General features: G+C 59.3%; 18 protein-coding genes. 15 read left to right on the top strand and 3 right to left on the bottom strand.

The genetic code is table 11. The features are described 5' to 3' along the window. The first annotated feature begins 104 nt into the window (after positions 1-104). From PMI34_RS09570 to PMI34_RS09620, 11 genes are all read left to right on the top strand, one after another. Entirely contained in the window at positions 105-2900 is a 2796-nt protein-coding gene (locus tag PMI34_RS09570; RefSeq protein ID WP_008051627.1) for an LPS-assembly protein LptD, read from the top strand. Then, positions 2881-4197, top strand: coding sequence for a peptidylprolyl isomerase SurA (gene surA, locus PMI34_RS09575; RefSeq protein WP_032829766.1), 1317 nt, complete (start codon positions 2881-2883; stop codon positions 4195-4197). The genes PMI34_RS09570 and surA overlap by 20 nt, the downstream gene beginning before the upstream one ends. After that, complete coding sequence (gene pdxA / locus PMI34_RS09580; protein ID WP_008051623.1) at positions 4194-5183, top strand: 4-hydroxythreonine-4-phosphate dehydrogenase PdxA; 990 nt, start codon at positions 4194-4196, stop codon at positions 5181-5183. The genes surA and pdxA overlap by 4 nt, the downstream gene beginning before the upstream one ends. After that, positions 5180-5989: a 16S rRNA (adenine(1518)-N(6)/adenine(1519)-N(6))-dimethyltransferase RsmA gene (gene rsmA, locus PMI34_RS09585; RefSeq protein ID WP_008051621.1), complete on the top strand. Its 810-nt coding sequence runs from the start codon at positions 5180-5182 to the stop codon at positions 5987-5989. The genes pdxA and rsmA overlap by 4 nt, the downstream gene beginning before the upstream one ends. 115 nt (positions 5990-6104) lie before the next feature. Beyond that, positions 6105-6485, top strand: a complete 381-nt coding sequence (gene apaG, locus PMI34_RS09590; RefSeq protein ID WP_008051619.1) for a Co2+/Mg2+ efflux protein ApaG — start codon at positions 6105-6107, stop codon at positions 6483-6485. Beyond that, positions 6485-7366, top strand: a complete 882-nt coding sequence (locus PMI34_RS09595; protein ID WP_008051617.1) for a symmetrical bis(5'-nucleosyl)-tetraphosphatase — start codon at positions 6485-6487, stop codon at positions 7364-7366. Before apaG ends, PMI34_RS09595 begins: the two co-directional genes overlap by 1 nt. Positions 7367-7399: 33 nt before the next feature. Beyond that, positions 7400-7729, top strand: a complete 330-nt coding sequence (glpE, locus tag PMI34_RS09600; RefSeq protein WP_008051614.1) for a thiosulfate sulfurtransferase GlpE — start codon at positions 7400-7402, stop codon at positions 7727-7729. Positions 7730-8026: 297 nt separating this feature from the next. Beyond that, positions 8027-9949 (top strand): PrkA family serine protein kinase, encoded by a 1923-nt coding sequence (locus PMI34_RS09605; RefSeq protein WP_008051612.1) that lies wholly within the window; start codon positions 8027-8029, stop codon positions 9947-9949. A gap of 137 nt (positions 9950-10086) precedes the next feature. Next, entirely contained in the window at positions 10087-11358 is a 1272-nt protein-coding gene (locus tag PMI34_RS09610) for a YeaH/YhbH family protein (RefSeq protein WP_008051610.1), read from the top strand. Further along, a complete protein-coding gene (locus PMI34_RS09615; RefSeq protein WP_008051607.1) occupies positions 11355-12917 on the top strand; it encodes a SpoVR family protein in 1563 nt (520 codons plus the stop codon). The genes PMI34_RS09610 and PMI34_RS09615 overlap by 4 nt, the downstream gene beginning before the upstream one ends. A 63-nt stretch (positions 12918-12980) precedes the next feature. Next, positions 12981-14210: a multifunctional CCA addition/repair protein gene (locus PMI34_RS09620; protein WP_008051605.1), complete on the top strand. Its 1230-nt coding sequence runs from the start codon at positions 12981-12983 to the stop codon at positions 14208-14210. 70 nt (positions 14211-14280) lie between these two features. Here the strand turns inward: PMI34_RS09620 and folK are convergent, their stop codons facing one another. Together folK and folB are read right to left on the bottom strand one after the other, a co-directional pair. Beyond that, positions 14281-14799 carry a 2-amino-4-hydroxy-6-hydroxymethyldihydropteridine diphosphokinase gene (folK, locus tag PMI34_RS09625; RefSeq protein ID WP_008051603.1) on the bottom strand — a complete coding sequence of 173 codons (519 nt, stop codon included), beginning with the start codon at positions 14797-14799 and terminating at the stop codon, positions 14281-14283. After that, positions 14790-15146, bottom strand: coding sequence for a dihydroneopterin aldolase (gene folB, locus PMI34_RS09630; RefSeq protein ID WP_008051601.1), 357 nt, complete (start codon positions 15144-15146; stop codon positions 14790-14792). The genes folK and folB overlap by 10 nt, the downstream gene beginning before the upstream one ends. Before the next feature lie 74 nt (positions 15147-15220). Between folB and plsY the strand changes: the two genes are divergently transcribed. After that, positions 15221-15790, top strand: coding sequence for a glycerol-3-phosphate 1-O-acyltransferase PlsY (gene plsY, locus PMI34_RS09635; protein WP_008051600.1), 570 nt, complete (start codon positions 15221-15223; stop codon positions 15788-15790). A 23-nt stretch (positions 15791-15813) separates the two neighbouring features. On the opposite strand, the gene tsaD is transcribed toward plsY, so the two are convergent. Then, a complete protein-coding gene (tsaD, locus tag PMI34_RS09640; RefSeq protein WP_008051598.1) occupies positions 15814-16839 on the bottom strand; it encodes a tRNA (adenosine(37)-N6)-threonylcarbamoyltransferase complex transferase subunit TsaD in 1026 nt (341 codons plus the stop codon). A 199-nt stretch (positions 16840-17038) separates the two neighbouring features. Between tsaD and rpsU the strand changes: the two genes are divergently transcribed. The 3 genes from rpsU (at position 17039) to rpoD (ending at position 21618) form a co-directional block, all read left to right on the top strand. Continuing rightward, positions 17039-17254, top strand: a complete 216-nt coding sequence (gene rpsU / locus PMI34_RS28325; RefSeq protein WP_002551877.1) for a 30S ribosomal protein S21 — start codon at positions 17039-17041, stop codon at positions 17252-17254. Positions 17255-17735: 481 nt separating this feature from the next. After that, positions 17736-19703: a DNA primase gene (gene dnaG, locus PMI34_RS09645; protein ID WP_008051597.1), complete on the top strand. Its 1968-nt coding sequence runs from the start codon at positions 17736-17738 to the stop codon at positions 19701-19703. 67 nt (positions 19704-19770) lie between these two features. Continuing rightward, positions 19771-21618, top strand: coding sequence for an RNA polymerase sigma factor RpoD (gene rpoD / locus PMI34_RS09650; RefSeq protein ID WP_008051596.1), 1848 nt, complete (start codon positions 19771-19773; stop codon positions 21616-21618). Positions 21619-21653: the final 35 nt, after the last annotated feature.

Here is a 21653-nt window from a genome sequence, read left to right as displayed (position 1 = left end):
GTCAAGCGGGTCATGCTTTATTATCCAGCATCTTTTTCAGACCATCGAGAGGCGTGCGGCCCACACCGCGGGCAGATGGCACGCAGGAAGCCCGGACTAATAAGATGGCATTGAAATCCCCCGCGTTTCGTAAAAAATTTCCGTTGTTGGTTACCGGCAGTTTGCTGGCGCTGCAACCCCTTGCCACTTCCTACGTGGTCGCCGCGGAACAGTTTGACTGCTCAGTCTCTGCTTCGGGTTCCTGGGACTGTGCGCCAAAAACGCCGGCGGCTGCATTGCCACCGCGTCCCGTCCATGACGGCAGCGCAGTTTCCGCTACCGGCGAAGCCCCGGCCGAGAACGGTTCCAGTGAAGAGGCCGGCACCAGGCCGGTGCTGGTCACCGAATCCAAAGGCCGTGGCCTGACATCGCGTAGCGCAGACTACAGCCACCTCGACTGGGTTCCCCGCGAGCAGCTCACCGCCGCACAATTGGCCGAAACCGGTCCTTATTGCTCCGGTTCCTATATCGAACCGATTCGTCCTGGCATGGATGACAAGACGAATAAAAGTGACGCTCCAACCTTTATCGGCGCAAAAGCCTCCCGCTATAAGCAGGATGAGCAAATTGCGACCCTGGCCGGTGACGTGGTCATGCGCCAGGGCAGCATGCAGGTCGAAGCCGACGAAGCCAACCTGTACCAGGCCGAAAGTCGTGGCGAGCTGAACGGCAACGTGCGCATTCGCGACAACGGCGCGCTGATCGTGGGCGATCACGCCGACGTGCAGCTCGACACGGGTGAAGCCAAAGTCGACAACGCCGAATACGTGATGCACAAATCCCGCATCCGCGGTAATGCGCTGTACGCCAAACGTGCCGAGAACGCGATCATCCGCCTCAAGGATGGTACGTACACCACGTGCGAACCGAACAGCAACGCCTGGCAGCTCAAGGGCAACAACATCACCCTGAACCCGGCCACCGGTTTCGGTACGGCGACCAACGTGACGCTGCGGGTCAAGGACATTCCGGTCCTGTACACGCCGTACATCTATTTCCCGATCGACGACCGTCGTCAGTCCGGCTTCCTGCCGCCGACCATCGGCACCGGCAGCGATACCGGCTTCATGCTGGTCACCCCGTACTACTTCAACCTGGCGCCGAACTACGATGCCACGTTGTATCCACGCTACATGGAAAAGCACGGCTTGTTGATGGAAGGCGAGTTCCGCTACCTGACCAAGTCCAGCGAAGGCCAGTTCGGCGCGGCGTACCTCAACGACGAAAGCAACGAACGCGATAAGCAGACCGACGCCGAAAAAACCCGCTACATGTACAACTGGCAGCACAAGGGCGGTCTGGACTCGCGGACGCTCACGCAAGTCGACTACACCAAGATCAGCGATCCGTATTACTTCCAGGATCTGCAGACCGACCAGATTGGCGTGAAAAGCCAGGACTACGTGAACCAGCAGGGCTCTGTCACCTATCGCGGCGACAGCTATACCGCTCGCGTAAATGCCCAGGCCTATCAACTGGCGACCGTTTCGAACATTACACCGTACGACCGTTTGCCGCAGATCACCTTCAATGGCGCGCTGCCGTATCATCCCGAAGGCTTGAACTTCTCCTACGAAACCGAACTTGTCCGGTTTGATCGAGACCTGGAGACCGGCAACTACTCCGACGAAGACGGTAATGTAACGCCGCGCATTGATAACAACATCCGAGGCTTGGCTCGCGCCAACGGCGACCGCCTGAATCTTGCGCCTGCCATCAGTCTGCCGATGAACACGACGTACGGTTTCCTGAAACCAAAACTCAAGTACCAGTACACCCAGTATCAACTGGATCTGGACAGCATCGGCAAGGCTCAAATTGCTCAGCAAACTGCACAGCAGGACAAGCTAAGCGGTACCTTCGACACCAACCAGAACCGCAGCGTACCGATCGCCAGCATCGACAGCGGCTTGTACTTCGATCGCAATACCCAGTATTTCGGCAAGAACTACCGCCAGACCCTCGAGCCACGCCTGTTCTACCTGTACGTGCCTGAGGTCGACCAGGAAGACATTCCGGTATTCGATACCAGCGAATACACCTTCAACTATGCGTCTCTGTTTCGTGACAACCGTTTCTCCGGCTCCGACCGTGTCGGCGACGAAAACAAACTGTCCCTGGGCGTGACCAGCCGCTGGATCGAAGACAACGGATTCGAACGTCAACGCATCAGCGTAGGCCAGGCCTTGTACTTCAAGGACCGCGAGGTTCAGTTGCCTGGTGTCAATCCAAAAACCCGCGCCGATGCCCAAGCCAGCGTTTCGCCGTACGCACTGGAATACGAATACCGCTGGAACCGCGACTGGCGCACCACGGCCGACTACAACTGGGACCCGGACAGCCGCAGCCCTCGCTCGGGCAGCGCGATGTTCCACTACCAGCCTGAAGACAACCCGAACAAGGTTATCAACGCCGGGTATCGCTATCGTAACGACCAGGTGATCTACAACCAGAACACTGGCGAATGGCAGTTTGGCGGTGACTACGGCACCCCTGGCACTCCTGGCTACGTGAAGGATTACTACAAGATCGAACAGCACGACTTCTCGGTGATCTGGCCGGTCGTGCCGCAATGGAACGCCATCACCCGTTGGCAGTATGACTACAACCGCAACCGCACCCTGGAAGCCTTCGGTGGTTTCGAGTACGACAACTGCTGCTGGAAACTGCGCCTGATCAACCGTTACTGGGTTTCCTATGACGAGTTCAGTCAGGAAGCACCGCAAAACGAAAAAGGCGACCATGGCGTCTTCCTCCAAATTGTTCTGAAGGGGCTCGGCGGCCTGACTGGCGCCAAGGTAGAGAGCTTCCTCGACAAAGGCATTCAAGGTTATCGTGAACGTGAAGACCAAGCTTTCTGATTGTCTGCGCCCGCTGATGCTGGGCGCGCTGTTCCTGAGTACGGCGGCGAGCGCCGCCGTACAGTCCATCGATAAAGTGGTGGCCATCGTCGACAACGACGTGGTCATGCAGAGCCAACTGGACCAACGGGTTCATGAAGTTCAGCAAACCATCGCCAAGCGTGGTTCTGCCGTACCGCCGGCCAGCGTGCTGGAGCAGCAGGTACTTGAGCGTCTGATCGTCGAAAACCTGCAATTGCAGATCGGCGAGCGCTCCGGCATCCGCATTACTGACGAAGAGTTGAACCAGGCTGTCGGCACCATTGCCCAGCGCAACAACATGTCTGTCGAGCAGTTCCGCGCCGCCCTGACTCGCGACGGTTTGTCCTACGACGACGCACGTGAGCAGATACGCCGCGAAATGGTCATCAGCCGTGTACGCCAGCGTCGGGTCGCCGAACGCATTCAGGTCTCCGAGCAGGAAGTGAAGAACTTCCTGGCATCCGACCTGGGCAAAATGCAGCTGTCCGAAGAGTTCCATCTGGCCAACATCCTGATTCCCACGCCGGAAAGCGCCAACTCCGACGCGATTCAGAATGCAGCCAAACAGGCCGATGCGATTTACCAGCAGCTCAAGCAAGGCGCTGACTTCGGTCAATTGGCAATCGCCAAGTCCGCCAGCGAAACCGCACTGGAAGGTGGCGACATGGGCTGGCGTAAAGCCGCTCAATTGCCTCCGCCGTTCGATCGCCTGCTGAGCACCATGCCGGTGGGTGATGTCACCCAGCCAATGCGCACCCCGGGCGGCTTCATCATCCTGAAGGTCCTCGAAAAGCGTGGTGGCCAGACCCAGATGCGCGACGAAGTGCATGTGCGCCACATCCTGGTCAAGCCGAGCCCGATCCGCGACGAAGCAAAAACCAAGGCCCTGGCAGAGTCGCTCTACAGCCGAATCGAGGCTGGCGAAGACTTTGGCGAGCTGGCGAAAAGCTACTCGGAAGACCCGGGATCCGCCCTCAACGGCGGCGACCTGAACTGGATCGACCCGAACGCACTGGTGCCCGAATTCCGCGAAGTGATGGCCAAGACCCCGCAAGGTCAGCTGTCCAGGCCGTTCCAGACTCAATACGGCTGGCATGTCCTGGAAGTCCTTGGCCGTCGCGCCACCGACAGCACCTCACAGGCTCGCGAGCAGCAAGCGATGACCGTTTTGCGTAACCGCAAATACGACGAAGAGCTGCAGACCTGGCTGCGTCAGATCCGTGACGAAGCGTATGTGGAAATCAAACTCCCTGGCGCCGACCAGGCAGCACAGTGAAACCCCAACGTTTCGCGCTGACACCCGGCGAACCGGCCGGCATAGGTCCCGACCTGTGCCTGCTGCTCGCCTCGCAAGCCCAGCCTCACCCCCTGATTGCCATTACCAGTCGCGACCTGCTCATTGAGCGGGCCGTGCAACTGGGCGTGGCTGTCGATCTGCTGCCGGTCACACCGGACAACTGGCCGGACGCACCCGCGCCAGCCAACAGCCTGTATGTCTGGGATACACCGCTCAATGCCAAGGTCGTCGCCGGGCAACTGGACAAGGCCAACGCCGCCTTTGTACTGGAAACCCTGACCCGCGCCGGCCAGGGCTGTCTGAGCGGAGATTTCACCGGCATGATTACCGCGCCGGTGCACAAAGGCGTCATCAACGAATCCGGCATCGCCTTCTCCGGGCACACGGAATTCCTCGCCGACCTGACCCACACCGCGCAAGTGGTGATGATGCTGGCCACGCACGGTTTGCGCGTGGCCCTGGTGACCACTCACCTGCCCCTTCGCGAGATTGCCGACGCAATCACGCCGGAGCGTCTGGAACGCGTCACGCGAATCCTGCACGCCGACCTGCAAAACAAGTTCGGCATCGCCCGGCCACGCATCCTGGTCTGCGGGCTCAACCCCCATGCCGGCGAAGGCGGGCACCTGGGCCATGAAGAAATCGATATCATCGAACCCACATTAGAGCGCCTGCGCGGCGAGGGCATGGACCTTCGCGGCCCCCTGCCCGCCGACACTCTGTTTACCCCCAAATATCTGGAGCACTGCGATGCGGTGCTGGCGATGTACCACGACCAGGGCTTGCCGGTGCTGAAGTACAAAGGCTTCGGCGCGGCAGTCAACGTGACCCTCGGCTTGCCGATCATCCGCACCTCGGTCGACCACGGCACCGCCCTGGACCTGGCCGGCAGCGGCAAAATCGATACCGGCAGCCTGCAAGTCGCCCTGGAAACCGCCTACCAGATGGCCGAGACCCGTTTATGACCGAGCATTACCAACACAAGGCGCGCAAACGCTTTGGCCAGAACTTCCTGCACGATGCGGGCGTTATCGACCGAATCCTGCGTTCCATTCATGCCAAGGCAGAAGACCGCCTGCTGGAAATCGGCCCGGGCCAGGGCGCACTGACCCAAGGCCTGCTCAGCAGCGGCGCGCAACTCGATGTGGTGGAACTGGACAAGGACCTGATCCCGATCCTCAACCAGCAGTTTTCCGGCAAGAGCAACTTCAACCTGCATCAGGGCGATGCGCTGAAGTTCGATTTCAACAGCCTCAATGCCGTGCCTGGCAGCCTGCGAGTGGTCGGCAACCTGCCGTACAACATCTCCACGCCGCTGATTTTTCACCTGCTGCACAACTCGCACCTGATCCGCGACATGCACTTCATGCTGCAAAAGGAAGTGGTCGAGCGCCTTGCTGCCGGTCCTGGTGGTGGTGACTGGGGTCGGTTGTCGATCATGGTTCAGTATCACTGCCGGGTCGAACACCTGTTCAACGTCGGCCCGGGCGCGTTCAACCCGCCGCCGAAAGTCGACTCGGCCATCGTGCGCCTGGTGCCCCACGCGGTACTGCCACACCCGGCCAAGGATCACCGCCTACTGGAACGCGTCGTGCGCGAAGCGTTCAACCAGCGCCGCAAAACCCTGCGCAACACCCTCAAGCTGCTGCTGAGCAATGCCGAAATCGAAGCCGCCGGCGTCGATGGCAGCCTGCGTCCCGAGCAACTCGACCTGGCCGCGTTCGTACGCCTGGCTGACAAGCTTAGCGAACAAAAGCCTGTCGCCGACTGACAGGCGATGAGCGCTATCGGGTAGGACGCCACTCTGGTCTACTACCCGATACTTGGCCTAGACTGAACCCCAACAGCTACGCCCCGCGTCCCGCTTCGTTTTTAAGGCCCCTTGCATGTCCGATCCTCGTTATCAGGTCGACGTCAGCGTCGTCACCCGCTATCTGGCAGAACAATCGCAACCCGAGCACGACCGCTTTGCCTTCGCCTACACCATCACCGTGCAAAACAATGGCGAAATGCCCGCCAAACTGCTTTCACGGCACTGGGTCATCACCGATGGTGACGGGCATGTCGAAGAAGTGCGCGGCCCAGGCGTGGTGGGCCAGCAGCCGTTGATCGAACCCGGCAAGAGCCACACCTACAGCAGCGGCACGGTCATGACCACCAAGGTCGGCACCATGCAAGGCACCTATCAGATGCTGTCCGACGACGGCAAACACTTCGATGCCATCATCGCGCCCTTCCGCCTGGCGGTGCCCGGAGCCCTGCACTGATGGCAACGTACGCTGTCGGTGACTTGCAAGGCTGTCTTCAAGCCCTGCAATGCCTGCTCAAACAAGTGGCGTTCGACCCTCAACGGGATCGTCTGTGGCTGGTGGGCGACCTGGTCAACCGCGGCCCGCAGTCGCTGGAAACCCTGCGCTTCCTCTATAGCATCCGCGAATCGCTGGTGTGCGTGCTCGGCAACCACGACCTGCACCTGCTGGCGGCCGGACGCAACATCGAACGCCTGAAGAAGGCCGATACCCTGCACGAGATCATTGACGCGCCCGATAGCGCCGAACTGCTCGAATGGCTGCGCCAGCAAAAGCTCATGCACTACGACGAACAGCGCAACATGGCACTGGTCCATGCCGGCATTCCACCCCAGTGGTCGCTGCGCAAAGCCTTGAAGTGTGCTGCCGAAGTCGAGACCGCCTTGCGTGACGACAACCTGCTGCCGCCCTACCTCGATGGCATGTACGGCAACGATCCGGCGAAATGGGACAATGACCTCAAGGGCGTGACGCGCCTGCGGGTGATCACCAACTATTTCACCCGCATGCGTTTTTGCACCGCCGAAGGCAAACTCGACCTCAAGAGCAAGGAAGGTCTCGGTACCGCACCAGCAGGCTACAAGCCCTGGTTCCAGCACCAGCACCGCAAGACCAAGGACCTGAAGATCATCTTCGGTCACTGGGCAGCACTTGAGGGCAACGTCGAAGAGCCGGGTATTTCGGCCCTCGATACAGGTTGTGTCTGGGGCGGCGCCCTGACCCTGATGAACGTCGACAGCCTTGAACGCCTGTCCTGCAAATGCGACGAACACGGTCATGCCGTGCCGCCAGTCGCCTCATCCATTCCCCAAACATCGCCAGCCAGCGCCCCGCGCTAGACTGCCCATTCAGCCGAGCCACAGGAGCCCGCCATGAGCGAATTCAAACGTATCCCCCCGGAACAGGCCCAGGCCCTGCGCGAACAAGGCGCAGTGGTGGTCGACGTCCGCGACCCGGCCACTTTTGCCGCCCTGCACATCGCAGGCTCGAAGCATCTGGACAACCATTCCCTGCACGCGTTTATCCAGGGTGCAGACCTCGACGCACCGACCGTGGTGGTCTGCTATCACGGCAATTCCAGCCAGGGCGCGGCCGCCTACCTGATCAGCCAGGGCTTCTCAGACGTCTACAGCATGGATGGCGGATTCGAGTTGTGGCGTACGACGTATCCTGCGGAAACGGCGCAAGGCACCACTGAATAATTTTTTTGTAACGTTGCAGGCCCCGGCTCCCGCGGGCTGGCGCGGTGGCAGACGAACGGTCTGCCACAACTAATTACGTATCTCGCCTTTACCTCCCGAATTCCCAACTATCCTTAAGCCCAGGCCATCCAAAACAGGGGAGAGCCGGTACACCGGCGCACGGGTCATCGGGAGTAGCTTTCGGAGTAGTCAGCTCCGGGAGAGTTCTGGGGGGTAAACAGCAATCGCCTGTTCGGTTGCTGCCAGCATCGACTGAGTGATCCGGCGTCGGCTCCACGTATCGAGCGAGGTGACGTCATGAGTATCTTTAGCCACTTCCAACAACGCTTCGAGTCCACACGCCAGGAAGAACTCTCGCTGCAGGAGTATCTTGAACTGTGCAAAAAAGACCGTAGCGCCTACGTTTCCGCCGCCGAGCGTCTGCTGCTGGCCATCGGTGAACCGGAACTGCTCGACACCTCGACCAACTCGAGACTGTCGCGCATCTTCTCCAACAAGGTCATCCGCCGCTATCCGGCCTTTGAAGACTTCCACGGGATGGAAGAATGCATCGACCAGATCGTGTCGTATTTCCGCCATGCCGCGCAGGGCCTGGAAGAGAAGAAACAGATCCTTTACCTGCTCGGCCCAGTCGGTGGCGGTAAATCGTCCCTGGCCGAGAAGCTCAAGCAATTGATGGAAAAAGTGCCCTTCTATGCCATCAAGGGCTCGCCGGTTTTCGAGTCTCCCCTGGGTCTGTTCAACTCCACTGAAGATGGAGCGATCCTGGAGGAAGACTTCGGCATTCCACGGCGCTACCTCAACACCATCATGTCGCCATGGGCCACCAAGCGCCTGGCCGAATTCGGCGGCGACATCAGTCAGTTCCGCGTGGTGAAACTCTACCCGTCGATCCTCAACCAGATCGCCGTGGCCAAGACCGAACCTGGCGACGAAAACAACCAGGACATCTCGGCGCTGGTGGGCAAGGTCGATATCCGCAAACTGGAGGAGTTCCCGCAGAACGACGCTGATGCATACAGCTACTCGGGCGCACTGTGCCGGTCCAACCAGGGCCTGATGGAATTCGTCGAAATGTTCAAGGCACCGATCAAGGTGCTGCACCCACTGCTGACCGCCACCCAGGAAGGCAACTACAACAGTACCGAAGGCCTCGGCGCGATTCCGTTCACCGGGATCCTGCTGGCCCACTCAAACGAATCGGAGTGGCACACCTTCCGCAACAACAAGAACAACGAAGCCTTCATCGACCGGATCTATATCGTCAAAGTGCCGTACTGCCTGCGGGTCAGTGACGAAGTGAAGATCTACGACAAGCTGCTGTTCAACAGTTCGCTGGCCAAGGCCCATTGCGCGCCGGATACCCTGAAGATGCTGGCCCAGTTCACCGTGCTCTCGCGCCTCAAGGAGCCGGAAAACTCCAATATCTACTCGAAGATGCGCGTGTATGACGGCGAGAACCTCAAGGACACCGATCCGAAAGCCAAGTCGATCCAGGAATACCGGGACAATGCCGGTGTCGACGAAGGCATGAACGGTCTGTCGACCCGTTTCGCGTTCAAGATCCTGTCGAAGGTGTTCAACTTCGATCCGCACGAAATCGCCGCCAACCCGGTGCACCTGCTCTACGTGCTGGAACAACAGATCGAGCAGGAACAGTTCCAGGCCGAGACCCGCGAACGCTATCTGCGCTTCCTCAAGGAGTACCTGGCACCGCGTTACATCGAATTCATCGGCAAGGAGATCCAGACCGCCTACCTCGAGTCCTACAGCGAGTACGGCCAGAACATCTTCGATCGTTATGTGCTGTACGCCGACTTCTGGATCCAGGACCAGGAATACCGCGACCCGGAAACCGGCGAGATCCTCAACCGCGTAGCATTGAACGAAGAACTGGAGAAAATCGAAAAACCGGCCGGCATCAGCAATCCGAAGGATTTCCGCAACGAAATCGTCAACTTCGTACTGCGCGCCCGGGCCAACAACAACGGCAAGAACCCGACCTGGCTCAGCTACGAAAAGCTGCGGGTGGTCATCGAGAAGAAAATGTTCTCCAACACCGAGGACCTGCTGCCAGTCATCAGCTTCAATGCCAAGGCCAGCAAAGAGGACCAGCAGAAACACAACGACTTCGTCACACGGATGGTCGAGCGGGGCTACACCGACAAACAGGTACGACTGCTGTCCGAGTGGTACCTGCGGGTCAGAAAATCGCAGTAAGGCAGCTGCAAGCGGCAAGCTACAAGCCTCAAGCACACCGTAGGGGCGCTTGAGGCTGTTGGTGGCTCCTGTTTGCTTTGAAAGCTTCGAGCTTGTAGCTTGAAGCTTGTATCTTGTAGCTGCCCGGAGGGCTCCCTATGAGCTATGTGATCGACCGACGTCTCAATGGCAAGAACAAGAGCACGGTGAACCGCCAGCGGTTTCTGCGGCGGTACCGTGATCACATCAAAAAGGCTGTCGAAGAGGCGGTCAGCCGGCGCTCCATTACCGATATGGAACACGGCGAACAAATCAGCATTCCCGGCCGCGACATCGACGAGCCGGTGCTTCATCACGGTCGCGGTGGCAAGCAGACGGTCGTGCACCCGGGCAACAAGGAATTCACCAGCGGCGAACATATCGCACGTCCACCGGGAGGCGGTGGCGGCCGGGGTCCCGGCAAGGCCGGCAATTCCGGCGAAGGGATGGACGAATTCGTCTTCCAGATCACCCAGGAAGAGTTCCTCGAGTTCATGTTCGAGGATCTCGAACTGCCCAACCTGGTCAAGCGCAACCTGACCGGCACCGACACCTTCAAGACCGTGCGCGCCGGGATCAGCAACGAGGGTAACCCGTCGCGGATCAACATCATCCGCACCCTGCGTTCGGCTCACGCCCGACGTATCGCCCTGTCCGGCAGCAGCCGGGCAAAGCTGCGCGAAGCCAAGGAAGAACTTCTGCGACTCAAGCAGGAAGAGCCGGACAACTTCGGCGATATTCAGGAAATCGAAGCGGAAATCGAAAAACTCAGCGCGCGCATTCACCGCGTGCCGTTTCTCGACACGTTCGACCTCAAGTACAACCTGCTCATCAAACAACCCAACCCCAGCTCCAAGGCCGTGATGTTCTGCCTGATGGACGTGTCCGGCTCGATGACCCAGGCGACCAAGGACATCGCCAAGCGCTTCTTTATCCTGCTGTACCTGTTTCTCAAGCGTAACTACGAAAAGATCGACGTCGTGTTCATCCGCCATCACACCAGCGCCCGCGAAGTGGATGAAGAGGAGTTTTTCTACTCCCGGGAAACCGGCGGCACCATCGTCTCCAGCGCCTTGAAACTGATGCAGGAGATCATGGCCGAGCGTTATCCGAGCAACGAGTGGAACATCTACGCCGCCCAGGCCTCCGACGGTGACAACTGGAACGACGACTCCCCTATCTGCCGCGACATCCTGATCAACCAGATCATGCCATTCGTGCAGTACTACACTTACGTTGAGATCACCCCGCGCGAACACCAGGCCCTGTGGTTCGAGTACGAGCGCATCGCCGAAGCCTTTTCCGACACATTTGCCCAGCAACAACTGGTCTCGGCCGGGGATATCTATCCGGTCTTCCGTGAACTCTTCCAGCGCAGGTTAGTGACATGACCGCCAAAGAGCAGAAACGCCAGCCCATTTCCACCGGCTCCGAATGGACGTTCGAGCTGATCCAGGCCTACGACCGCGAAATCAGTCGTATTGCGGCCGGTTACGCACTCGATACGTATCCCAACCAGATCGAAGTGATCACCGCCGAACAGATGATGGACGCCTACGCCTCGGTCGGTATGCCGCTGGGTTATCACCACTGGTCCTACGGCAAGCACTTCCTCAGCACCGAAAAGTCCTACACCCGTGGCCAGATGGGGCTGGCCTACGAGATAGTGATCAACTCCGACCCATGCATCGCCTACCTGATGGAAGAAAACACCATCTGCATGCAGGCGCTAGTGGTGGCCCATGCATGCTACGGGCACAACAGCTTTTTCAAAGGCAACTACCTGTTCCGCACCTGGACTGATGCCAGTTCGATCATCGATTATCTGGTGTTTGCCAAGCAGTACATCATGCAGTGTGAAGAACGCCACGGTATCGACGCGGTCGAGGACCTGCTCGACTCCTGCCATGCGCTGATGAACTATGGGGTCGACCGCTACAAACGCCCTTATCCGATCTCTGCGGAAGAAGAACGTCGCCGGCAAAAGGATCGGGAAGAGCATTTACAGAAACAGATCAACGATCTGTGGCGCACCATTCCCAAGGGCGCGGACAAGTACAGCGACAAGGACAACGCACGCTTCCCCGCCGAACCCCAGGAAAACATCCTGTACTTCATCGAAAAACACGCGCCGCTGCTGGAACCATGGCAGCGGGAAATCGTGCGTATCGTGCGCAAGATCGCCCAGTACTTTTATCCACAGCGTCAGACCCAGGTGATGAACGAGGGTTGGGCCACGTTCTGGCACTACACCCTGATGAACGACCTGTACGACGAGGGCCTGGTCACCGACGGCTTCATGATGGAGTTCCTGACGTCCCACACCAGCGTGGTGTTCCAGCCTGGTTTCGATAGCCCTTACTACAGTGGCATCAACCCCTACGCCCTGGGGTTTGCCATGTACCGCGACATCCGTCGCATGTGCGAAGAGCCTACGGAAGAAGATCGCCGCTGGTTCCCGGACATTGCCGGTACCGACTGGCTGGCAGCCATCAAGTTCGCCATGAGCAGCTTCAAGGATGAGAGCTTCATCCTGCAGTACCTGTCGCCCAAGGTGATCCGCGACCTGAAGCTGTTCAGCATTCTCGACGACGACCAGAAGGACGACCTGCTGGTACCCGCCATTCACGACGAAGGAGGTTACCGCATCATCCGTGAAACCCTCGCGGCACAGTACAACCTGGGCAATCGCGAGCCCAACGTGCAGATCTACAGCATCGACCGCCGCGGCGACCGCTCCCTGACCCTGCGCCACCAGCAGCACGACCGCAAACCGCTGGGGGACTCGACTGAAGAAGTGCTCAAACACCTGCACCGCCTCTGGGGCTTCGACATTCACCTGGAAACCCTGCAAGGCGATCAAGTCATGAAAACCCACCATGTGCCGCCAAAAAGCGAGCACGGCGAAGGTGATTACGGCCGCCTGGACCTGGCCGTCATCCATCTTTGATCCGGTTTGTGCCTCCGAAAGCTCGATGCAACGGTTATCCTGTCGAGCTAACGGAGGTTTTTTATGCGTATTTATAAAGTCGGCGGCGCGGTACGTGATCGCCTGCTGGGCAAACCGGTTACCGATATCGACTGGGTCGTGGTCGGCGCCACCACCGAAGAAATGCTCGCCAAGGGCTTTCGCCCGGTGGGCGCGGATTTCCCGGTGTTCCTTCATCCAAAAAGCGGCGAGGAATACGCCCTCGCCCGCACCGAGCGCAAAAGCGGACGCGGTTACGGCGGATTCACTTTTCACGCCAGCCCTGAAGTCACCCTCGAAGAAGACCTGATCCGTCGCGACCTGACCATCAATGCCATGGCCGAAGACGATCAACAGAACCTGACCGACCCGTATCACGGCCAGCGCGATCTAGAAGCGCGCCTGTTGCGCCATGTTTCCCCGGCGTTTGCCGAGGATCCACTCAGGGTCCTGCGCGTTGCCCGCTTTGCCGCGCGATATGCCGCGCTGGGTTTTACCGTCGCCCCGGAAACCCTGGAACTGATGCGCCAACTCAGCGAGTCAGGTGAGCTTGAGGCGCTGACTCCCGAGCGCAGCTGGAAGGAAATTTCCCGCGCCCTGATGGAAGATCAGCCACAGGTGTTTGTCGAGGTTCTACGCGCATGCGGCGCACTCAAGGTGCTGATGCCCGAGGTCGACGCGCTGTTTGGCGTACCGCAACCACCCGCCCACCACCCGGAAATCGATACAGGCACACATACCCTGAGCGTGCTGCAGCAAGCGGCGTTGCACAAACAGCCGCTGACCGTGCGCTGGGCGTGCCTGTTGCACGACCTGGGCAAGGGCCTGACGCCAGAGGAAGAATGGCCGCGACACATTGCCCACGAGTTCAAGGGACTGAAGCTGATCAAAGCGGTCAACGAACGCTTCAAGGTACCGAGGGACTGCCAGGAACTGGCGCTGCTGGTGGGCGAGTATCACACCCACGGGCATCGTGCCCTTGAGCTAAAGCCATCGACATTGCTGGAATTGCTGCAAAGCTTCGACATTTACCGTCGGCCACAGCGGTTCGAGGAGTTCATTGCCGCATGCGAGATGGATGCGCGCGGACGCAAAGGGCTGGAGGAAAGAAGTTATCCACAGGCGGATTATTTGCGCGGTGCGGCAACCGCGGCTCGCAGCGTGGCGGTTCAGCCGTTGCTGGAAAAGGGGTTCAAGGGACCGGAGCTGGGGGAGGCGATCAAGCGCGAGCGGCTAAAGGCGCTGAAGGCTTACAAGGAAGCGGCGTCTACCTGAAAAGCTTCGCGAGCAAGCCCGCTCCCACGGTTCCGTGGGAGCGGGCTTGCTCGCGAAGGCGTCGGTCAGATCACAGCAAATCTGAAGGCGTCAATTGCTCGCCACGCCACTCAAACGCCACCGGCGCCAGCACCTGATCGATCTGCGATTCGGCCCACAATGTGGCGAAACTTTTACCTACGCCCGGGTGCACGCGATCAGGCGCTATCAACGACAACGGCCACAGAACAAACGCATTTTTCAGAATTTCTGCCCGTGGCAAGATCAGGCCATCGAAATTGCCCACCAGGTCACCGAACAACAACACGTCGATATCCAGTGGCAAACCTCGGCGATCCGGTGCGTAACGACCGTTATCCGCCTCGATGAACTTCAGACGACGATCAAGCTCAATCAGCGGCAGATCGGTATACGCCGACACCACGAAATTGAAGAACGGCCCGCTCTTGATGCCCACCGGCTGGCTTTCGAACACCGCCGAACAGCGGATATCGACCAGGAACGCCGCCAAAGCATCGAGCCCCGCCCGCAAATGGGTTTCACGCTCGATATTGCTACCGAGCCCGAGGTACACCTGAGTCAGCGACATCCGCGCTCGATCTCCACGCCCACACCGCCGGTGGCAGCCGGGACGGCGCCGGGCTTGGTCAGCTTCAGGCGCATCCAGGTGATCTTGAATTCGCTCATCAGCACTTCAACCAGGCGCTCGGCAAAGGTTTCCACCAGCTGGAATTGCGCCTGCTCGGCAAACGCCTGGATGCGCGAGGAAACACTGGCGTAGTCGAGCGCCAGGGTCAGGTCATCACCGGCTGCGGCCGGGCGATTATCCCAGGCAAAGCTCAGATCAAGACGCAAGCACTGTCGGATGCCCCGTTCCCAGTCGTAGGCACCTATCACCGTGTCGACTTCCAGGCCCTCGATAAACACTCTGTCCAAGCACTTCTCTCCGCTACACGACAAGGGCGCAATGCGCCGTTAGAATCAGGGCTTCCTCGCCCGGAATAGTTAGCATGTTTTGGTTATTGGCGATCCTCGCCTACCTGCTCGGCTCTCTGTCCTTTGCCATTTTGCTCAGCCGCCTGACCGGTAACCCCGATCCGCGAATGAGTGGCTCGGGCAATGCCGGTGCCACCAACATGTTGCGCCTGGCCGGCAAGAAACTCGCCATCCTGACCCTGCTCGGCGACCTTTGCAAAGGCCTGCTGCCGGTACTGATTGCGCGTCTTGCGGGCCTTTCGCAGCAGGAACAGGCCTGGATCGGCGTCTATGCCGTCATCGGCCATCTGTTTCCATTGTACTTTCGCTTTCGCGGCGGCAAGGGTGTCGCCACCGCTGCCGGCATGTTGCTGGGGCTATACCCGCCTGCAGCCCTTCTGGCGGTCTGCGCTTGGCTCTTGACGTTCTACCTGACCCGCACCAGCTCCCTGGCTGCCCTCATCGCCACACCGTTGACCTTGCCGTTGCTGGCCTGGCAAGAACCGGCCGCCCTGCTGCCCATGAGCGCGCTCACAGGGCTGATCGTCTGGCGTCATCGTGGCAATCTACGCGACCTGTTTGCCGGGCGCGAACGGCATTTTTAAAGGCCGGACATGAGCATCGCTCATCACAATGCGGTCAACTGCTCCATCGGCCAACGTGCCTGCACGCTGATCGCCAGGCTTTCCTGCTGTCCGGCCTGCAAACGCTGGCAGCCGGCAAAGGCGATCATCGCGCCGTTATCGGTGCAGAACTGCGCACGGGCATAAAATACATCGCCCTTCATGTCACCGAGCATTTTTTCCAGGGAAGTGCGCAACGCCTTGTTGGCACTGACGCCTCCAGCGATCACCAGGCGCTTCATGCCCGCGGCCTTCAGGGCACGCTTGCACTTGATGGTCAAAGTCTCCACCACGGCCTGCTGGAACGCCAGCGAGATGTCGCAACGGGCTTGCTCGCCGTCGTCCCCGGTGCTGACGCACTGTTGCCAGGTGTTCAACGCAAAGGTTTTCAGGCCACTGAAGCTGAAATCCAGGCCCGGGCGGTCGCACATCGGACGCGGGAAGACGAAACGTCCTGCAACGCCCTGTTCTGCAAGGCGAGCAATCTCAGGCCCACCCGGATAATTGAGGCCCATCATCTTGGCCGTCTTGTCGAAGGCTTCGCCGGCAGCGTCATCCAGGGTCTCGCCCAGGAGCGTGTACTGACCGATTCCGTCGACCTGAACCAGTTGCGTATGACCACCCGACACCAACAAAGCGACGAACGGAAATTCCGGCGGTTGCGACTCCAGCATTGGCGCCAGCAAATGGCCTTCCATGTGATGCACGCCGAGGGCCGGAATACCCCAGGCAAAGGCCAGCGCCTGAGCACAGGAAGCCCCTACCAGCAAGGCACCGACCAGGCCAGGACCCGCGGTGTAAGCGATCGCATCGATCTCGGTCGGCACGCAGTCGGCCTCGGCCAACACCTGACGAATCAAGGGCAGCATGCGTTTGACGTGATCGCGCGAAGCCAGCTCCGGCACTACGCCACCATAGGCTCGGTGCAGGTCGATCTGACTGAACAGTGCGTCGGCCAGCAGGCCGCGTTCACTGTCATACAATGCGACACCGGTTTCGTCGCAGGAGGTTTCTAATCCCAGTACTAGCATGGGTTTGCGCCTTGTGTAGGCTGAATTCGAAGGCGCGCATAATAGTCGTCGCGTGATGCCCCGACCAGCGGTTTTCGATCAGAGGCTTTGCATTCCGAGCGATGAGGGGTTAACATCCGCAACCCTTAAAAACCGACGTCTTCAAGTGCTCTTTTGCCGCGAGGATGTTGACCCCGGTAATGAATGAAGGTAGCTCTGGATGCCAGCCGTCAAAGTAAAAGAGAACGAACCCTTCGACGTAGCTCTGCGTCGTTTCAAGCGCTCCTGCGAAAAAGCCGGTGTACTGGCTGAAGTTCGTAGCCGCGAATTTTACGAGAAGCCAACTTCTGAGCGTAAGCGCAAAGCAGCAGCCGCTGTTAAGCGTCACGCCAAGAAAGTTCAGCGCGAACAGCGCCGCGCCGTTCGTCTGTACTAATACACAGACGATCGTAGCAAGCTTCTGCCAAGCCCGGCCCTCAGCCGGGCTTATGGCATTTGCGTAAAACGCTTGATGCTTCACTGTCAAAGCCGCAGACGCGACCGAGACAAATCTGCTTCACCGCGTCAGACCTGGCTCTTTTGCCAGCGGTGCACGTCTTTTCTGACGAGCCTTTCAAGGCTACTGACGAGCACACCCACTGATTCCTCTCACGACGATCAGCCCAAGGCACCTGCTTGCGTGCCAAATGATGAGCTATCCGGGGCCTGTGATTGGCCGCAGCGGATTCAGCGCAACACATTCAAACAGTCGAATGCTGATTGGCATTAACGTCAGTGGATTTTCGGCAGATACACTTCCCGAGAACGATTACGCAGACGACACTGGTCGAGCCGCACACTTTGCGCGCCTCAAACAATGACCGCCGTTCGGTCGCCGTACGTTACCGGACCCTTTCAGCGCAGATGACGAGAACGCCATGGCCGGGCTAATTCCCCAGAGCTTCATTGACGACCTTCTGAACCGCACCGACATCGTCGATGTGGTCAGCTCGCGCCTGCAATTGAAAAAGGCCGGCAAGAACCACACCGCCTGCTGCCCGTTCCACAAGGAAAAGACTCCGTCGTTCAGCGTCAGCCCCGACAAGCAGTTCTATTACTGCTTCGGCTGCGGCGCTGGTGGCAACGCCCTCGGCTTCATCATGGACCACGACAACCTGGATTTCGTCCAGGCTGTCGAAGAACTGGCCAAAGCCGCCGGCATGGAAATCCCCCGGGAAGAAAGCGGCCGGCCGCATAAACCGCGACAACCGACCGATTCGCCGCTATATCCGCTACTAAGCGCCGCTGCCGACTTCTATCGCCAGGCCCTCAAAAGCCATCCATCGCGCAAGGCCGCCGTGGAATACCTCAAAGGTCGCGGGCTGACCGGCGAAATCGCCCGGGACTTCGGCCTGGGCTTTGCCCCGCCTGGCTGGGACAACCTGTTCAAGCACTTGAGCAGCGATACCCTGCAACAAAAAGCCATGATCGATGCCGGCCTGCTGATCGAAAACGCCGAAAGCGGTAAACGCTACGACCGCTTCCGCGACCGCGTGATGTTTCCGATCCGCGACAGTCGCGGTCGCGTCATCGCCTTCGGCGGCCGGGTATTGGGCGACGACAAGCCGAAATACCTGAACTCCCCGGAAACCCCGGTTTTCCATAAAGGCCAGGAACTCTACGGCCTGTACGAAGCGCGCAAGACCAACCGCAACCTCGACGAGATCATCGTCGTCGAGGGTTACATGGACGTCATTGCCCTGGCCCAGCAAGGCCTGCGCAATGCCGTCGCGACCCTGGGCACCGCCACCAGCGAAGAACACCTCAAACGGCTGTTTCGCGTCGTGCCCAGCGTGCTGTTCTGCTTCGACGGCGACCAGGCCGGCCGCAATGCGGCATGGCGAGCACTGGAGGCGACACTTTCGAGCCTGCAGGACGGTCGTCGCGCACGCTTTCTGTTCCTGCCCGAAGGCGAGGACCCGGACACCCTGGTCCGCTCCGAGGGCACCGATGCCTTCCGCGCACGGATCAACCAGCACGCGCAGCCACTGGCCGATTACTTCTTCCAGCAACTGACGGAAGAAGCCGACCCGCGGTCGCTTGAGGGCAAGGCCCACATGGCCACCCTCGCCGCGCCACTGATCGACAAAGTCCCGGGCGCCAACCTGCGCACCCTGATGCGTCAACGCCTGAGCGAAATCACCGGCCTGAGCGGCGAAGCGGTGAGCCAGCTGGCACAAAGCGCCCCGCAAGAAGCGCCACCGGCCTACGACCCGGGCATCGATTACGACGCGATGCCCGATTACAGCGACTATCATCAGCCGCAGGCACAGGAAATGTATGTGCCGCAACAGGAATGGACGCCGAAGAAACCCGGTGCAGGAGGCAAGAAATGGGACAAGAAACCGTGGGACAAGAATGGCAAACGGGGCGGTGATCGCGATCAACCCCGCGCGCCACGGGTGCCCGCCGCCGTAGAACCACCGACCCTCGCCGCCTTGCGCACGTTGCTGCACCACCCGCAACTGGCCGAAAAAGTCGAGGATGCCGGCCACTTCGCCGCCGAGGATCACACCAACACGCAATTGCTGGTGGCGCTGCTCGAAGCTGTGCAGAAGAATCCCAAGCTAAACTCAATTCAACTGATTGCGCGTTGGCACGGCACAGAACAAGGCCGTTTGCTCAAGGCCCTGGCGGAAAAGGAATGGCTGATTGATGGAGATAACCTTGAACAACAGTTTTTCGACACCATTACTAGCTTGTCAGCCCGCCAACGCGAGCGAAATCTGGAACAACTTCTGCGAAAAGCGCGTCAAAGCGAATTGACCAGCGAAGAGAAAAATCAACTGCGCGACCTCTTGAGTCGCAATGTTTCCGCATCAAACCCGACCTCAACTGGCGCGTGAGGTCATAGCTCAGGTATAATCCTCGGCTTGTTTTTTGCCCGCCAAGACCTTCAGTGGATAGGGTGTTATGTCCGGAAAAGCGCAACAGCAGTCTCGTATCAAAGAGTTGATCACACTTGGTCGTGAGCAGGGCTACCTGACTTACGCGGAGGTCAACGACCACCTGCCGGAGGATATTTCAGATCCGGAACAGGTGGAAGACATCATCCGCATGATCAATGACATGGGGATCAACGTATTCGAGGTTGCGCCAGATAAGGATTCCCTTATGCTGGCCGACGCCGATACCGACGAAGCCGCAGCCGAAGAGGCCGCTGCAGCGTTGGCTGCGGTCGAGACCGACATTGGTCGCACTACCGACCCGGTGCGCATGTACATGCGCGAAATGGGTACGGTAGAGCTCCTCACACGTGAAGGCGAAATCGAAATCGCCAAGCGTATTGAAGAGGGCATCCGTGAAGTGATGAGCGCAATCGCGCACTTCCCTGGCACGGTTGACCATATCCTCTCCGAGTACACCCGCGTCACCTCCGAAGGTGGTCGCCTGTCCGACGTCCTGAGCGGTTACATCGACCCGGACGACGGCATTGCGCCGCCTGCCGCCGAAGTGCCACCGCCGATCGATCCGAAAGCCGTGAAAGCGGATGACGATACCGACGACGATGACGCCGAAGCTTCGGATGACGAAGAAGAAGCCGAAAGCGGTCCGGATCCGATCATCGCCGCGCAGCGCTTTGGCGCTGTGGCCGATCAGATGGAAATCACCCGCAAGGCTCTGAAAAAGCACGGTCGCAACAACAAGGCAGCGATTGCCGAGCTGTTGGCCCTGGCCGAGCTGTTCATGCCGATCAAACTGGTGCCGAAGCAATTCGAAGGCCTGGTCGAGCGTGTTCGCAGTGCCCTGGATCGCCTGCGTCAGCAAGAGCGCGCAATCATGCAGCTCTGTGTTCGTGATGCACGCATGCCGCGTGCCGACTTCCTGCGCCAGTTCCCGGGCAACGAAGTCGACGAAAGCTGGAGTGACGCCCTGGCCAAAGGCAAAGGCAAATATGCTGAAGCCATTGGTCGCCTGCAGCCGGACATCATCCGTTGCCAGCAGAAGCTGACCGCGCTGGAAACCGAAACCGGTTTGACCATCGCTGAAATCAAGGACATCAACCGTCGCATGTCGATCGGTGAGGCCAAGGCCCGCCGCGCGAAGAAAGAGATGGTTGAAGCCAACTTGCGTCTGGTGATCTCGATCGCCAAGAAGTACACCAACCGTGGCCTGCAATTCCTCGATCTGATCCAGGAAGGCAACATCGGCTTGATGAAAGCGGTAGACAAGTTCGAATACCGTCGCGGCTACAAGTTCTCGACTTATGCCACCTGGTGGATCCGTCAGGCGATCACTCGCTCGATCGCCGACCAGGCCCGCACCATCCGTATTCCGGTGCACATGATCGAGACGATCAACAAGCTCAACCGCATTTCCCGCCAGATGCTGCAGGAAATGGGTCGCGAACCGACCCCGGAAGAGCTGGGCGAACGCATGGAAATGCCTGAGGACAAGATCCGCAAGGTATTGAAGATCGCTAAAGAGCCGATCTCCATGGAAACCCCGATCGGTGATGACGAAGACTCCCATCTGGGTGACTTCATCGAAGACTCGACCATGCAGTCGCCAATCGATGTTGCAACCGTTGAGAGCCTTAAAGAAGCGACTCGCGAAGTGCTGTCCGGCCTAACTGCCCGTGAAGCCAAGGTACTGCGCATGCGCTTCGGTATCGACATGAATACCGACCACACCCTCGAAGAGGTTGGTAAGCAGTTCGACGTGACCCGTGAGCGGATTCGTCAGATCGAAGCCAAGGCGCTGCGCAAGCTGCGCCACCCGACGAGAAGCGAGCATCTGCGCTCCTTCCTCGACGAGTGATACCAAAACCCCCGGCCCAGGCCGGGGGTTTTGTT

Origin of the sequence: Pseudomonas sp. GM74, assembly GCF_000282455.1 — a bacterium.
Classification (GTDB): Bacteria; Pseudomonadota; Gammaproteobacteria; order Pseudomonadales; family Pseudomonadaceae; genus Aquipseudomonas.
The sequence above is the reverse complement of the archived record's forward strand: the minus strand, read 5'-3'. Positions and strand labels throughout refer to the sequence as shown.